The 13,413-nt window shown below is 64.4% G+C and carries 17 protein-coding genes; 8 read left to right on the top strand and 9 right to left on the bottom strand.

The genetic code is table 11. The features are described 5' to 3' along the window. Positions 1-11 precede the first annotated feature (11 nt). From ACPPVR_RS39075 to ACPPVR_RS39065, 3 genes are all read right to left on the bottom strand, one after another. Positions 12-1,331, bottom strand: a complete 1,320-nt coding sequence (locus ACPPVR_RS39075) for a TRAP transporter large permease (protein WP_426611797.1) — start codon at positions 1,329-1,331, stop codon at positions 12-14. 2 nt (positions 1,332-1,333) lie between these two features. Beyond that, entirely contained in the window at positions 1,334-1,843 is a 510-nt protein-coding gene (locus tag ACPPVR_RS39070; RefSeq protein ID WP_426611796.1) for a TRAP transporter small permease, read from the bottom strand. A gap of 211 nt (positions 1,844-2,054) precedes the next feature. Further along, a complete protein-coding gene (locus ACPPVR_RS39065; protein ID WP_426611795.1) occupies positions 2,055-3,071 on the bottom strand; it encodes a TRAP transporter substrate-binding protein in 1,017 nt (338 codons plus the stop codon). A 252-nt stretch (positions 3,072-3,323) separates the two neighbouring features. Here ACPPVR_RS39065 and pobA point away from each other — a divergent pair, with 252 nt between their 5' ends. Both pobA and ACPPVR_RS39055 read left to right on the top strand, forming a co-directional pair. Next, positions 3,324-4,493 carry a 4-hydroxybenzoate 3-monooxygenase gene (pobA, locus tag ACPPVR_RS39060; protein ID WP_426611794.1) on the top strand — a complete coding sequence of 390 codons (1,170 nt, stop codon included), beginning with the start codon at positions 3,324-3,326 and terminating at the stop codon, positions 4,491-4,493. Positions 4,494-4,710: 217 nt separating this feature from the next. After that, positions 4,711-5,130 (top strand): PaaI family thioesterase, encoded by a 420-nt coding sequence (locus ACPPVR_RS39055; protein WP_426611793.1) that lies wholly within the window; start codon positions 4,711-4,713, stop codon positions 5,128-5,130. Between the two features lie 2 nt (positions 5,131-5,132). Here ACPPVR_RS39055 and ACPPVR_RS39050 read toward each other — a convergent pair whose 3' ends face one another. Next, entirely contained in the window at positions 5,133-6,017 is an 885-nt protein-coding gene (locus tag ACPPVR_RS39050) for a LysR family transcriptional regulator (protein WP_426611792.1), read from the bottom strand. Positions 6,018-6,141: 124 nt separating this feature from the next. On the opposite strand from ACPPVR_RS39050, the gene ACPPVR_RS39045 reads away from it, so the two are divergent. Continuing rightward, positions 6,142-6,774 carry a pyridoxamine 5'-phosphate oxidase family protein gene (locus ACPPVR_RS39045; protein WP_426611791.1) on the top strand — a complete coding sequence of 211 codons (633 nt, stop codon included), beginning with the start codon at positions 6,142-6,144 and terminating at the stop codon, positions 6,772-6,774. On the opposite strand, the gene ACPPVR_RS39040 is transcribed toward ACPPVR_RS39045, so the two are convergent. Beyond that, on the bottom strand, positions 6,771-7,856 hold the full coding sequence (locus tag ACPPVR_RS39040; RefSeq protein ID WP_426611790.1) for an AbrB family transcriptional regulator: 1,086 nt from the start codon (positions 7,854-7,856) through the stop codon (positions 6,771-6,773). The genes ACPPVR_RS39045 and ACPPVR_RS39040 overlap by 4 nt on opposite strands. Positions 7,857-7,958: 102 nt before the next feature. Beyond that, the gene (locus ACPPVR_RS39035; RefSeq protein WP_426611789.1) at positions 7,959-8,246 is read right to left on the bottom strand and encodes a PsiF family protein; all 288 of its coding nucleotides are present in this window, start codon (positions 8,244-8,246) and stop codon (positions 7,959-7,961) included. A gap of 186 nt (positions 8,247-8,432) precedes the next feature. On the opposite strand from ACPPVR_RS39035, the gene ACPPVR_RS39030 reads away from it, so the two are divergent. Then, positions 8,433-8,933, top strand: coding sequence for a hypothetical protein (locus ACPPVR_RS39030; protein WP_426611788.1), 501 nt, complete (start codon positions 8,433-8,435; stop codon positions 8,931-8,933). 47 nt (positions 8,934-8,980) lie between these two features. On the opposite strand, the gene ACPPVR_RS39025 is transcribed toward ACPPVR_RS39030, so the two are convergent. Further along, positions 8,981-9,529: a TetR/AcrR family transcriptional regulator gene (locus tag ACPPVR_RS39025; RefSeq protein ID WP_426611787.1), complete on the bottom strand. Its 549-nt coding sequence runs from the start codon at positions 9,527-9,529 to the stop codon at positions 8,981-8,983. 97 nt (positions 9,530-9,626) lie between these two features. Here ACPPVR_RS39025 and ACPPVR_RS39020 point away from each other — a divergent pair, with 97 nt between their 5' ends. The 4 genes from ACPPVR_RS39020 to ACPPVR_RS39005 all read left to right on the top strand — a co-directional run bounded on the left by ACPPVR_RS39020 (position 9,627) and on the right by ACPPVR_RS39005 (position 11,974). Further along, the gene (locus tag ACPPVR_RS39020; protein ID WP_426611786.1) at positions 9,627-10,082 is read left to right on the top strand and encodes a PaaI family thioesterase; all 456 of its coding nucleotides are present in this window, start codon (positions 9,627-9,629) and stop codon (positions 10,080-10,082) included. A gap of 42 nt (positions 10,083-10,124) precedes the next feature. Then, positions 10,125-10,508 carry a CidA/LrgA family protein gene (locus tag ACPPVR_RS39015; protein WP_426611785.1) on the top strand — a complete coding sequence of 128 codons (384 nt, stop codon included), beginning with the start codon at positions 10,125-10,127 and terminating at the stop codon, positions 10,506-10,508. Next, positions 10,505-11,227: an LrgB family protein gene (locus ACPPVR_RS39010; protein WP_426611784.1), complete on the top strand. Its 723-nt coding sequence runs from the start codon at positions 10,505-10,507 to the stop codon at positions 11,225-11,227. The genes ACPPVR_RS39015 and ACPPVR_RS39010 overlap by 4 nt, the downstream gene beginning before the upstream one ends. Positions 11,228-11,314: 87 nt before the next feature. After that, entirely contained in the window at positions 11,315-11,974 is a 660-nt protein-coding gene (locus tag ACPPVR_RS39005) for a DsbA family protein (RefSeq protein WP_426611783.1), read from the top strand. A gap of 76 nt (positions 11,975-12,050) precedes the next feature. Here ACPPVR_RS39005 and ACPPVR_RS39000 read toward each other — a convergent pair whose 3' ends face one another. Both ACPPVR_RS39000 and ACPPVR_RS38995 read right to left on the bottom strand, forming a co-directional pair. Beyond that, positions 12,051-12,257, bottom strand: coding sequence for a hypothetical protein (locus ACPPVR_RS39000; RefSeq protein WP_045005422.1), 207 nt, complete (start codon positions 12,255-12,257; stop codon positions 12,051-12,053). A gap of 82 nt (positions 12,258-12,339) precedes the next feature. Continuing rightward, positions 12,340-13,410, bottom strand: coding sequence for a phospholipase (locus ACPPVR_RS38995; protein WP_426611782.1), 1,071 nt, complete (start codon positions 13,408-13,410; stop codon positions 12,340-12,342). Positions 13,411-13,413 lie beyond the last annotated feature (3 nt).

The raw sequence follows: 13,413 nt of genomic DNA, 5'->3' as shown, positions 1-13,413 counted from the left end.
TGCGTTGCCTCTCAATGCGCCATCATGCGCGTCGGCAGCCAGGTCGCCAGCAGCGGGAATGCGATCAGGATCACCAGCCGCACCAGGTCCGTCGCCACGAACGGAAGCACGCCCTTGAAGATGGTGGAGAACGACACGTCCTTCACCACGCTCTTGATGACGAAGACGTTCATGCCAACCGGCGGATGGATCAGGCCGAGCTCGACCGTCATCACGATGATGACGCCGAACCAGATCGGGTCAAATCCAAGGTGCATGATCACGGGGAAGATGATCGGCACGGTGAGGATGATCATCGCCATGGCGTCCATCAGGCAGCCGAGCACGAGATACATCACCATGATCAGCGCCAGCACGCCGTAGGGGCCGAGGCCGAGGCCAGTCAGAAACTCCGTCACTTTCTGCGGGGTCTGCGTCACCGTGAGGAAATAGCCGAAGATCAGCGCGCCGATCAGTACCGTGAAGACGGCCGCCGCCGTGCGCGTGGCCTGCAGCAACGACGCAAAGATCTTTTCGCGGTCGAGCCGGCCCGTGACCACGCCGATGATGAAGGCGCCGGTAGCGCCGACTCCGCCGGCTTCCGTCGGCGTGAAACGCGGCAGGTAGGGCAGGCCGTAGAGGCCGCCGATGACGAAGACGAACAGCAGCACCGGCGCCCAGATGTCCTTCAAGCCGGCAAAGCGCTCGCGCCACGGCAGCACCTTGCCCTTGGGCAGGAAGTCGGGTCGGAAGTAGCCGATCAGGAAGATCGTGATCATGTACATGGTCATCGCCAGCAGGCCCGGGATGATGCCGGCGATGAAGAGCTTGCCGATGTCCTGCTCGGTAATGATGCCGTAGACCGCGAGCACGGTGGAGGGTGGCAGCATCGCGCCGAGCGTGCCGCCGGCGGCGATCACGCCGGTGGCGAAGGACTGCGGATAGCCGAAGCGGCGCATCTCCGGGTAGGCGACGGCGGAGAAGGTCGCAGCGGTCGCCACCGACGAGCCGCAGATCGCGGCGAAGCCGCCGCATGCGCCAACGGTGGCAATGCCGAGGCCACCGCGCAAATGCCCGACAAACCCATTGGCGGCGCGGAACAGCTCGCGGCTCATGCCGGAATTGCTGACGAAGGAGCCCATCAGCAGGAACATCGGGATGACGCCGAATGTGTAGTCGGTGACCGTGCGCATCGAGGTCTGGCCGACCAGTTTCAGCGCCGGCGTCGCGCCGACGAGATAGGTGAAGCCGGACACACCGACGAGGCCCATGGCCATGCCGACGGGCACGCGCAGCAGCATCAGCGCGAACAGGGAAACGAAGCCGAGAACGGCGACGGCATCGGTGCTCATGATTACTCCGTGGCCTTCAGCTTGGGGTCGTGCATCTCTTCGGGATGGAAGATCAGCCGGTAAGTGCGGATCGCGATCAGCAGCACCGCTGAGACGTCGCCGATCCAGGCGATCGCGAAGAACGGCCAGGTCGGCATGTGCATGTCGAAGGTCTGGACGTTGTCGTTGTAGGTGCCGCGCACCTTGTCGAACAGCGTCCATGTCTGCACGGTGACGACGAACAGCAGCACCAGGGTTGCGAACACGTCGATCCAGCGCTGATAGCGCGGGCTTGAATTGGCCCATATCAGGTCGACCGTGATGTGGGTGCCGCGGTACGACGTCGCGGCGATGCCCCAGAAGATGAGGATGCCGAGCAGCATGCGGCCGATGTCGAAGCTGTCGGGGATCGAATAATTCAGCGTGTTGCGCAGCAGCACCGACAGGAAGATGTCGAGCGCGACAATGCCGACGAAGGCGGCCGCGATCCATTCGATCGCATCGATAAAGCGATCCATCCAGGCGCGCTTCATGGGTGTGTCCTGTTGTGTGCTGCCATTGTTTGATCTCGGTCTCGCCGCAGACTTCACCTCGCTCCGCTTGCGGGGAGAGGTCGAATTCGAGCGCAGCTCGAATTCGGGTGAGGGGGACTCTCAGCGAATCAAGTTGTCACCGTCTTTGTGGAGGCAGCCGCCTCACCCCGTAAGGACGGGGAGAGGGGGAAGAACCGGCCGCGTCCTGGCGTCACTCCGCCAGTGCGTTGTACTTCTTCAGCGACGCCTTCAAATCCGCCAGCGCCGCGTCCGGATCGGCGCCGGCCTTCTTGGCGCCGTCGGCCCAGGTCTTGACCAGCGGCTCGGCGGCCTTCTTCCAGGCGGCGGTCTGATCAGGTGTCAGCTTGTAGACCTCGTGGTCGGATTCCGCCTTCACCTTGTCGATGCCGGCGTCCTCGAACTTGCCCCAATGCTCGCCGACCACGCCGGCCATTTCGATCGAGCAGTTCTTGTCGATCGCGGCCTTCTGCTTGTCGGACATCGCATTGTACTTGTCCTTGTTGATCACGAACACGAAGGTCGTGGTGTAGAGCGGTGCCTCCATGTCGTACTTCGTCACCTTGTCGATGCCGAACAGCACCAGCGAGCCCCAGGGAAAGGTGACGCCGTCGGCGACGCCGCGCTCGATGATGTCGCGCACTTCAGGCGCGGAGGACTGCACGTTGGTGCCACCGAGCGAGGTGACGAAATTCGCCATGGTGGCGTGGGCCGGGCGGATCTTCAGGCCCTTCACGTCCTCCGGCATCACGATCTTCTTGGTGCGGGAGTGGAAGGAGGAGGGCGAGTGGACGAAGGCGAGGCAGTATTTGACGTCCTTCATCTCCTTCTCGGCATATTTGCGATACCAGGCGTCCAGTCCCATCGAGCCGCCCTTGGCATCCGAGATCAGGAACGGCAGCTCGCCGGCGCCGACGATCGGGAAGCGGCCGGGCTGATAGCCGGGATTGACATAGGTGACATCGGCGATGCCGTCGCGCGCCATGTCGTAATGGTCGAACGCCTTGCCGAGCTGCTGGGCCGGAAACACCTTGCCCTTGATGGTGCCGCCGGAATCCTTCTCCACCGCGGCCACCCAGTCTTCCAGCGACTTTTGCAGCGGATGCGAAGCCGGCACCCAGTGCGAGATCTTCAGGTCGAAGGTCTTGTCCTGCGCGAACGCAGGCGTCACGCTTGCTGCCAGCAGCAAAGCCAGACAGGCTCTCCTCATCGGTCGTCTCTCCCTGTTTTCGACGGCGGGCTTCGATGGCCCGGTCTCGTTAGTTAACATGTTATCTAATTGGCCGGCGGGTTCAAGCCGGAACTGGCGCGTCGTCTACGTCAGCCATGTTGCATGGATTTGTCGCTGCCCGGGCGACCAGCCTCCCCTTTTGCCCAACCGTTATATGATATAATTATCGTCTGCGGATCAACGCGACAAGCGCATCCGCGCCGCACCCTACAGAATCGGGAGGAGCAAGTATTGCGGACAAAAGTCGCAATCATCGGGGCCGGGCCGGCAGGATTGTTGCTTGGGCAACTGCTGCACACATCCGGCATCGATAATGTCATTCTGGAGCGGCAGAACCCGGATTACGTGCTGGGGCGCATCCGTGCCGGCCTGCTGGAGGAGGGAACCCTCGCGTTGCTCGATGAAGTGGGCGCCGGCGCACGCGCGCATGCCGAAGGCCTCCTGCATGAGGGCATCGAGCTTGCGTTTTCCGGCCGCCGTCACCGCATCGACATGAAGGCCGCGACCGGCAAGACGGTCATGATCTACGGCCAGACCGAGGTCACGCTCGACCTGATGAATGCGCGCAAGGCCGCCGGCCTCACTACGGTCTACGAGGCCAAGGACGTGCAGCCGCATGATTTCGACGGCGGCCACCCGCGCGTCACCTGGGTCAAGGACGGCGTCACCCACACGCTCGATTGCGACTTCATCGCCGGCTGCGACGGTTTTCACGGCATCAGCCGCGCCAGCGTCCCGGCGTCGGCGATCGAGGAGTTCGAGCGGGTCTATCCGTTCGGCTGGCTCGGCATCCTGTCCGAGACGCCGCCGGTCAGCCATGAGCTGATCTATTCCAACCACGCGCGCGGCTTTGCGCTCTGTACCATGCGCTCGGCGAAGCGCAGCCGGCACTACGTGCAATGCTCGCTCGACGACCATGTCGACCAGTGGCCGGACGAACGCTTCTGGGACGAACTGAAGCGCCGGCTCGACCAGGAGGCAGCCGATAGCCTCGTCACGGGACCCTCGATCGAGAAGAGCATCGCGCCGCTCCGCAGCTTCGTCGCCGAGACGATGCGCTTCGGCAAGATGTTCCTGTGCGGCGATGCCGCCCACATCGTGCCGCCGACCGGCGCCAAGGGACTGAACCTCGCGGCCAGCGATGCGCATTATCTCGCCAGCGCGTTCCGCGAATTCTACGACGAGAAATCGAATGCCGGCATCGATGCCTATTCGGCGAAGGCCCTGGCGCGGGTCTGGAAGGCGGTGCGATTCTCCTGGTGGATGACCTCGATGCTGCACAAATTCCCCGACACCGGCACGATCGGAGCGCGCATCCAGCTCGCCGAACTCGACTACGTCACGCAGTCCCAGGCGGCGATGACGTCGCTGTCGGAGAACTATGTGGGGCTGCCGTTTTAGGACGGTGCCACATACTCCGTCATTGCGAGCGTAGCGAAGCAATCCAGACTGCCTTCACGGAAAAAGTCTGGATTGCTTCGTCGCAAGAGCTCCTCGCAATGACAGCGGAGGCCATTTCAAACACCCGCGCAAATGTCGTTTAAAACTTTGTAGGCGGTGAAACTGTCATCCACATCGCGTTCAATGGCGGTAACGCCACCTGCGACGCGAGACAGTTATGACCGACACCGACATTCCCGAAGGCTTCGAGCCACATCTCCGCGAGAGCCCACTCACCGAGCCGTGGAAGCCGCTCTACGCGAAGAAAACCGAAAAAGCCGTCATCATTGGTCTTCGGCTGGCAAGGCCACACACCAACGGCCGTGGCCTGATCCACGGTGGCCTCATCGCCGTGCTCGCCGACAACGCCATGGGTTATAGCTGTGCGCAGGCGACGAGCTGGACCACGTCGTTCGTCACGATCTCGCTTTCGGTCGATTTCGTCGGCTCCGCCGAGATCGGCCAGTGGCTCGCGGTCGAGAGCGACGTCATCAGGACCGGCAGCACGATCTGTTTTGCGCAGTGCCTGGCGAAGGCGGACGACGTCGTGATCGCGCGCGCCAGCGGAACGTTCCGGGTGGTGCCGAAGAAGGGGTGAGTCTACCCAAACTTCCAATCCGCCGTCTCCACCACGAGATCGATGAACGCGCGCACCTTGGCCGAGAGCAGGCGCGAGGTCGGGTAGACGATGTGGATCGGCAGCGCCGGCTGCTCGTATTTCGCCAGCACGATTTTCAGCCGTCCGCGCTTCAATCCCTCGGCCGCCTGATAGGCCAGCACCCGCGTCACGCCGCCACCTGCTTCCGCATATTGTAGGGCTGCGTCGGCACTGTTGCTGGTGAAACGGGGAGACGGCATCACCTCGATGTCGCGGCCCTCGCGCAGGAAGCGCCAATTGGTCGCGGGGCCGAACGCGATGGTCTGATGCTCGAGCAATTCTTCCGGCGTCCTCGGCTCGCCATGACGTTTCAGATAGCCTGATGTCGCCACCACGATCCGCCGCATCTCGCCGACCTGGCGTGCGACCAGCGAGGAATCGGCGAGATGGCCGATCCGCACCGCGGCATCGACGGCGTCCTCCACGAGATTGACGAGATTGTCCGACAGCCGCAATTCGCAGGCGACCTCGGGATAACGCTTGAGATACGCGGTCATGACGGACCCGACGTGCAGCCGGCCGAAGCCCACCGGCGCCGACACCACCAGCCGCCCGCTCGGCCGGTTGCGTTCATCTCGTGCGGAGCCATCGGCCTCCTCGACGTCCGCGAGGATCCGCCGGGCGCGTTCCAGATAGCGGGTGCCGACGTCGGTCAGCGTTACCTGCCGCGTGGTCCGTTGCAGCAGCCGTGCGCCAAGATGCTCTTCCAGCGCCGCGATCAGCCGGGTCACCGCGGAGGGTGACAGCCGCAGCTTGCGCGCCGCCGGCGCAAAGCCGCGCAGGTCGGCGACGGTCACGAAGACATGCATGGCTTCGAGGCGGTCCATCGGCATTATTGCATATATCGCAACGATGAAGTGTCAAGCGGGCCGATTGTTTTGGCTGCCGGAAGATCCATTTTAGGCGGCGAGAGACGCAGAAATGCGCCAGAATTGTTCAGGAGATGTTCCGATGACAGCAGCAGCGCGTGTTTATGCCAGCGATGTCGCCTTCACGCCGGCCGTCAAGTCGATCCAGACCCGCAAGGGCTCGCGCGAGGCCTATGCCCGTGCCGAGCAACACGGGTGGCGCACCGAGGTCGACGAGAAGCTGGCTGGGTTCCTGGCCGATGCCAACAGCTTCTATTTCGCCACCGCCTCGGCGGACGGCCAGCCCTATATCCAGCACCGCGGCGGCCCGAAGGGCTTTCTGAAGGTGCTGGACAGCCACACGCTTGCCTTCGCCGACTACGCTGGCAACCAGCAATTTCTCTCCCAGGGCAATCTCTCGGAGAATCCTAAGGCGTACATCTTCATCATGGACTACGCCCATCGGCGCCGGGTGAAGATCTGGGGCGAGGCTCGGGTGGTCGAGGACGACGACGCGCTCACGGAGTCGCTGATGCCGAAGGGCTACCGGGCGCGACCCGAGCAAGTGATCGTGTTCAAGATCGCAGCCTGGGATACCAACTGCCCGCAGCACATTCCGCAGAAGTTCGACGCCGCGGACGTCGCGGCCGCGCTGGCCGCGAGGGATCAGCGCATTGCGGAGCTCGAGGCGGAGGTCGCGGCGCTGAAGGGGCGGCCGACGGGAGAAGGAAGCTAATCGTCCACGTCGTCCTGCGTACGGCCGAACAGGTGCACGATGCCGGGCGTTGCGATCGTCACGAACACGAAACGTGACAGGTGATGGGCGCCGACGAAGATCGGGTCGATGTGCAGCGTCAAGGCCAGCGCCAGCATCGCGTCCATCGCGCCAGGAGCGTAGGCCACGACGACGTCAGAGATTTTCACGTCCGCCGTGAGCGCGACGATGCCGACGAAGATGGCGGAGACGGCGATGGCGACCGCGAACGAGCCGAGCGCCGCGTTGATGTGGCCGGCCAGCGTCTTGATCCGCATTCGGGCAAAGCGGCTGCCGATCAGCGCGCCGATGCCGACCAGCGCCACGCCGCGGACCCAGTTTGGCAGGCCGCCGTCGACCCAGCCTGCGCCGTGCAGCACGCTGGAGCCGATCATCGCGCCGAACATCCAACTCGCCGGAAATTTGATCAGCCGCAGCAGCAGCGATGCCGCCAGCGAGGCGGCGACCAGCTCCAGGAGGTCGAGCGGCGAGGCGGTCGCCGTCGTCAATGACGGTGCGACGGACGGCGCCACCCCTGCGATCGCCAGCACCATCGGCAGCGCCGCCGTGAGGATGATGACGCGCATGGTCTGCACCACCGCGATGCCCGGCAGATCGGCGCCGCGCTCGACCGCCAAAATCGTGATCTGGGACAGCGCGCCGGGGCTGCCGGCGAGGAAAGCCGATGTGCGGTCCCAGCCATGGACGCGCTGGAGGTAATAGCTCGAACCGAAGGTCGAGCAGAACGTCGCCAGCGCCAGCAGCCCGATGGTCAGCGGATAGGCGCTGACCTGCTGGATCAGATGCCGGGAGACGACGGAGCCCAGGGAAATCCCGAGCAGCACCAGCACGGTCTGGGTCAGAAGCGGCGGCACCGAGAGTTGACGCCCGGCGATCGCAGCTATGCCGACCGCGATCATCGATCCCGAGATCAAGCCGCCGGGAAGGCCCACGGCGAGAAATGCCAGGCCGCCGGCGGCGCCGATGACAAGCGTTTCCGCCGTGCTCAAGAGCTTGGCGCGGCTTGGCCATTCGAACGGCAGGGAGGCGGTGATTTGCTTCACGCAGCCTTATCGCAAATCGGCGAGAGGCGCACAATTGCGGCTACGTCATGCCGCAATGCGCGCGCCTCCCGCCAAAGGCCGGAGAGGAGGCTTGCGACGGATTTACTTCTTGTCGGCGGCGGGGGCAGCAGGGGTACCGGCCTTCGCGTCCTTCACGCATTCGGAGCGGAATTTCTTGCGCTCCTTGCCGTGCAGGCCCTTGGCGTCGGCCTGTTTGGAGCATTCGAGCGACTCGGCCGAGTGCTCCTTCGGCGCCTTCTTGTCGGTGGGGGCGGCGGTTGTGGTCTTGGCGTCGGCCTTGGCAGCCGGCGCGGCGGCCTGCGCGAAGGCGGTGCCGGTGGCGAACAGGGAGGCGATCGCGACGACGGCGAGGCGAGAGGGGAGGGTCATGGTGTTGCTCTTCTGGCGAGAATTGCGGAGGGGCGCGAACCTCGGCCCGCGTTGCTGAACGCGACATGAATAATCTGAACGACGCGATCACTATATTTTTGGCGTGAACGTCATCACTTCCTTGTCGGATGTCCCCGGCACGCTAGGATAGCAGTCCTCGTTTTGCTTCCCTGAGGGAGACCAAGGATGACGATTCAAACGAAATTATTGTGTGCGGTTGCGGTGTCGGGCTTCGCGGCGTTGCTGGCAGCAGCGCCGGCGCAGGCCCTGACCTCGCAAGAGTGCAGCGCGAAATATCAGGCAGCCAAGAAGGACGGCTCGCTCGGCACGACGAAGTGGAATGACTTCCGCAAGGCCCAGTGCGGCGCCGACGCAACGCCCGCCGCGGCACCGGCGGCGGCTGCCCCGGCTGCGCCCCCGCCTGCTGCCGAGCCGAAGGCGGCTGCGAAAAAGGAGGCGGCTCCCGCTGCCGCTCCGGCGCCGACCATGCCGATGGGCAACGCCGTCTTCCCGAGCGCGGTCGATGCGAAATATGCCAAGGAGAGCGCCGGCAAGGCGCGCCTGCATACCTGCGTCGACCAGTACAATGCCAACAAGACCACCAACGGCAATGCCGGCCTGAAGTGGATCGAGAAGGGCGGCGGCTACTACAGCGAATGCAACAAGAAGCTGAAGGGCGCTGCCTGAGCTTCGACATGATGCGGAGGCCGGAGCCAAGCTCCGGCCTCTTTGCTTCAATCCAATAGTTTCTCGGCCGATTTTGCCACGAGCTGTGAGCGCTTGCGCGGGCCGCGGTCGACGAACAAGAGGCTCTGGCCGAAGATGAAGCAGTAGAACAGGAAGGCCTGCGCCTCGGCCTCCTCGGCCGCAAGGCCGGTCGCCCGATAGAGCTCGGCGACGTGCTTGAGCCGCGCCGCATCCACGCTCGCCACCGCCGCCGCTGCCCCCTCGTCCGAGCGGGCCCATTGCCGGATCGCGAGCTCGATCGCCATGCCCTCTGGATTGAGCCGCTCCGAATAGAGCTGGATCATGGCCTTCAGCCGCTCGCGCGGTTCTTGACCGTCGAGGCTCGTCTGCTGCGCGATTGCCGCGGTGCGGCCCTCGCGCCAGCGCCCGAGCATGGCGTCGAGCAGCGCGGCACGGTCGGCGAAGCGGCGGTAGAAGCCGCCTTTGGTCACGCCCAAATTCTTGGCGAGCACCTCGACCCGCACCCCCTCGACCCCTGCGCGCGCCAGTTCGCCGAACCCGGCCTCGACCCAGACATCGCCCTTGCCGTCGCTCATGGAGGAAGCCTCGCAGGTTCTTGATACGGTGCCGTATTGCTAACGCGGGAAGCTTTTGATACGCTACCGTATCACAATCAAAAGGGCGGGAATTGCAATGGCTGCATTCGAGCCGAAAAACCCGGGCTATCGTGCGGCGGCCGTCGCCATGTTCGACGGCCAGCCGGCGATGCGCACGCTCGGCATCGTGATCGTCCGCCTTGCACCGGGCGAGGTCGAGTTGGCAATGCTGCATTCGCCGGCCTTCACGCAGCAGAACGGTTTTGTTCATGCCGGCATCATCACGGCCGGGCTCGACAACGCCTGCGGCGTTGCCGCCTTCACGCTGATGCCGCGCGAGGCCGACATCCTCACCGTCGAGTTCAAGACCACGCTGCTCGCGCCCGCTCGCGGCCAGCGTTTTGTGTTCAAGGCGGAGGTCGTCAAGCCAGGCCGTACGCTGACCTTCTGCGAGGCCAGAGCGTTTGCCGAGCATGACGGCAAGACCACGCTGATCGCCTCGATGACCGGGACACTGATGGCGATGCTGCCTCGCGTTGCGGCCCACGCTTAGCGCGGCAATTGACAAGCCCTGCGGCGCATCCCTTGATGCGTCATGCTTGCGAGTCTCAGCCTCATCCTGCTTTGCCAATTGATCGGCGAGGCCGTGGTTCGCGGTCTCGGCCTGCCGTTGCCGGGACCCGTGCTCGGCCTGCTTTTGCTGCTGATCCTGCTGCTCGCACGCGACCGATTTGCGCTGCTGGCGCGCGGGCCGCTGCGAAACGACGGCGTGGAGAGCGCGAGCAAGGGTTTGCTCGCCCATCTGTCGTTGCTGTTCGTGCCAGCGGGTGTCGGTGTCGTGCAAAAACTGGATCTGCTCGAATCCCACGGTATCGCCATCATCCTCGTGCTTGCGCTCTCAGTGGTCGTGACCTTGCTCGCGACCGTCCTGACCTTTCGCCTGGTCAGCCGCCTGTTGAGCCAGCAGGACGCGCAATGAGCGACAATCCGTTCTCGCTCTGGGTCTATCTCTCGCAGTCGCCGCTGCTGTGGCTGACGGTGACGCTGCTGGTCTATGCGAGCACGGACGCGGTGTCGCTGGCGACGCGGCGCCATCCGCTCGCCAATCCCATGCTGCACGCGATGTGGATCATCGGCGCGTTCCTGCTCGCGACCGGCACGTCCTACACCACCTATTTCGCCGGCGCGCAATTCGTGCACTTCCTGCTCGGGCCTGCCACCGTCGCGCTCGCCGTGCCGCTGTATGAAAACCGCAAGCGCGTGGTCTCCTCCATCGTGCCGATGCTGGTGGCGCTGGTCGCGGGCTCGGCCACGGCGGTGGTGTCGGTCGTGCTGCTGGCCGAACTCGCCGGCCTGCCGCGCGAAGTGGTGCTGTCGCTAGCGCCGAAATCGGTCACGGCCGGTGTCGCCATGGGCATCAGCGAATCCCTGCATGCCGATCCCTCGCTCACCGCGGTCTCGGTCATTCTCACCGGCATCATGGGCGCGATCATCGTGACGCCGTTGATGAATCGCACCGGTGTTACAGATTTCCGGGCCCGCGGTTTTGCCGCCGGCCTCGCCGCGCACGGCATCGGGACGGCCCGCGCGTTCCAGGTCGACGAGATCGCGGGCGTATTCTCCGGCATCGCGATGAGCCTGAACGCCTTGGTCACCTCGTTCCTGGTGCCGCTCGCGGTGACGCTGCTGGTGCGATGACATCGCGGCCGCGACACTCTATATGGTCTGTAACAATTCCCGGTCCCGAGCCGTATTTGCGACGATGGGACCGAAACGGGACGAGATATGACTGGATTCAGGAATAAGGGTTTGAGGCCGACGCGCCGTGCCGCGCTGACGCTGATAGGGGCCGGTGCGCTGGTAGTCGGTGGAACCAATTTCGCGCGCGCAGCCGCCGACGATGACGAGGTGCTGACCGAAACCAAGGTGCTGCGCGATCCCGACGTTCCCGTCGCCGGCAATCCGGACGGCAACATCAGCATTATCGAATGGTCCGATTACAATTGTCCGTATTGCCGCAAGCTCGAGCCCGAGCTGCGCCAGGTCATCCAGGATGACGGCAAGGTGCGGCTGGTGATGAAGGACTGGCCGATCCTCGGTCCAGTCTCGGTCATCGCCGCGCGGATCGCACTCGCGGCAAAATATCAAGACAAGTACCACCAGGCCCATGATGCCATGATGGGCGTGAGCTCGCGCCTGACCGAGCCGCGCATCAACGAGCTGCTCGCGGCCGCCGGCGTCGACATGGACCGCCTCAAGGGTGACCTCACGGCGCATGGCAAGGACATCGACGCCGTGCTCAAGCGCAACAACGACCAGGCCGAAGCGTTCGGCTTCCGCGGTACCCCGTCCTTTATCGTCGGCAAGTACCGCGTGCCTGGCGTGCTCAGCATGGCCGAATTCGAGCAGGTCATTGCGGACGCCCGCAAGGCCAAGATGAACTGACGCGCGAACAGCGCTGATCGCAACGCAAAGGCGCCGCCGCGTATCGCGATGGCGCCTTGTTCATTGGCGGACAAGATTACTTCGACGAGATGCGGACCCAGTCCTTGTGCGCGCGATCCTGCAGCGCATTCCAGTCGGCCTTCGCGACATCCCAGTTCACGATGGTGCGATTGGCCGTCGCGACCTCGCCATTGGCGACCGACGACGTCTGCATGGAGTCATAGACATACACGCCGCAGCCGAGCAGCAGCGCACCCAAAATCATTCCGAAAAAAGTCTGCATGGCGAACCTCCGGTGACGGGCGGATAACGTCGACCCGGAGTGATGGTTCCGCGGCAGTGCGGCGCGGTTAAGGACAACTGGTTCATCCCCCATTCAGCCATTGCAACAGCTCCGCGTTGATCTCGCGCGGATAGGTGTGGCTGAGGTCGTCGATCTCGCGATAGGCGACGTGGGCGCCTGCGGCTGAGAGTGCCGCCTGCGTTTGCCGCGCCGTCTGCACGGGAAACATCCAGTCGAGCTTGCCGTGGGTGATGAAGATCGGCAGGCCCTGCAGGCGCGTGGCGTCGGCCATCTCCGCCATCAGCGGATGGAAGGTCGCCGACACCGGCGCAAGATGTGTGAAAGGCGATGCGCCCTCGAGCCCGCTGACGTAGCTGAAGGTGCCGCCGTCGCTCATGCCCGTCAGCAGCAGGCGCGAGGCGTCGATGGTCCAGCGGCTGCGCACGGTTTCGAGGATGCGCATGAGGTTGGGCGTGTCGGTGTCGTCGCCCATCAGCGCCCAGGTCTGGCCGGTGGCGGTCGGCGCCACCAGGATAGCGCCAGAACTGCGGGCGTCGCGCAGCCAGCTCCACAGAAAGCCGCGGCCGTTGCCGCTGCCGCCATGCAGCGCCATCGCCAAAGGCATCGGGCGATCCGGCGTGTAATATTCGGGCACATAGACCGAGAAGCCGCCCCGGCTGCCGGGCTCGTTGTGATCGTGGAAGATGCCGGTGTGCTCGCTTGCGCCACCTTCCAGCCGGGACAGCAAGTTCTCATTCCCGCGATTGGCGGCGTTGAGAAAAAAGTTGCTCACCGGCGGAAACTGGGTGGACAGCGGATACAGCGCTTCCTGCGCGCGAGGCACATGACGCAGTGCGCGGAAGACCGCGACCAGGTCGCCATTGCCGCGCTCGACCTCACGGATGCCGGCGAAAGCCGCCAGCGTTTCGTTGCAGGCGCCATCGAGCCGATCGCGCAAACCTGCGAACTGCTCCGGCCATTCCCCGATTGCTGCGCGCGCGGTCTGTAGCGCCTCGTCCGGCGCGCCGATCGCGTTCATCACGGAAGCGAAAGCCGGTGGATGCAGATGCCGTCCGAAGTAGCCGAGCGCCTCCAGCGCATTGAGCAACGGCGGCAGCACGGCCACGATGTCATCGACCACGGCCTCGGTCATTGC

This window comes from Bradyrhizobium sp. McL0616 (assembly GCF_049993385.1).
GTDB lineage: Bacteria > Pseudomonadota > Alphaproteobacteria > Rhizobiales > Xanthobacteraceae > Bradyrhizobium.
Note: the sequence above shows the minus strand (reverse complement) of the source record. Positions and strands in the feature narration are given on the sequence as shown.

Bases quoted from the DNA above. Each gene is read 5' to 3' on its own strand.
- ACPPVR_RS39075 (WP_426611797.1), bottom strand. From the start codon at position 1,331: ATGAGCACCGATGCCGTCGCCGTTCTCGGCTTCGTTTCCCTGTTCGCG.
- ACPPVR_RS39070 (WP_426611796.1), bottom strand. From the start codon at position 1,843: ATGAAGCGCGCCTGGATGGATCGCTTTATCGATGCGATCGAATGGATC.
- ACPPVR_RS39065 (WP_426611795.1), bottom strand. From the start codon at position 3,071: ATGAGGAGAGCCTGTCTGGCTTTGCTGCTGGCAGCAAGCGTGACGCCT.
- ACPPVR_RS39055 (WP_426611793.1), top strand. From the start codon at position 4,711: ATGACCGACACCGACATTCCCGAAGGCTTCGAGCCACATCTCCGCGAG.
- ACPPVR_RS39050 (WP_426611792.1), bottom strand. From the start codon at position 6,017: ATGGACCGCCTCGAAGCCATGCATGTCTTCGTGACCGTCGCCGACCTG.
- ACPPVR_RS39045 (WP_426611791.1), top strand. From the start codon at position 6,142: ATGACAGCAGCAGCGCGTGTTTATGCCAGCGATGTCGCCTTCACGCCG.
- ACPPVR_RS39035 (WP_426611789.1), bottom strand. From the start codon at position 8,246: ATGACCCTCCCCTCTCGCCTCGCCGTCGTCGCGATCGCCTCCCTGTTC.
- ACPPVR_RS39030 (WP_426611788.1), top strand. From the start codon at position 8,433: ATGACGATTCAAACGAAATTATTGTGTGCGGTTGCGGTGTCGGGCTTC.
- ACPPVR_RS39025 (WP_426611787.1), bottom strand. From the start codon at position 9,529: ATGAGCGACGGCAAGGGCGATGTCTGGGTCGAGGCCGGGTTCGGCGAA.
- ACPPVR_RS39020 (WP_426611786.1), top strand. From the start codon at position 9,627: ATGGCTGCATTCGAGCCGAAAAACCCGGGCTATCGTGCGGCGGCCGTC.
- ACPPVR_RS39015 (WP_426611785.1), top strand. From the start codon at position 10,125: ATGCTTGCGAGTCTCAGCCTCATCCTGCTTTGCCAATTGATCGGCGAG.
- ACPPVR_RS39010 (WP_426611784.1), top strand. From the start codon at position 10,505: ATGAGCGACAATCCGTTCTCGCTCTGGGTCTATCTCTCGCAGTCGCCG.
- ACPPVR_RS39005 (WP_426611783.1), top strand. From the start codon at position 11,315: ATGACTGGATTCAGGAATAAGGGTTTGAGGCCGACGCGCCGTGCCGCG.
- ACPPVR_RS39000 (WP_045005422.1), bottom strand. From the start codon at position 12,257: ATGCAGACTTTTTTCGGAATGATTTTGGGTGCGCTGCTGCTCGGCTGC.
- ACPPVR_RS38995 (WP_426611782.1), bottom strand. From the start codon at position 13,410: ATGACCGAGGCCGTGGTCGATGACATCGTGGCCGTGCTGCCGCCGTTG.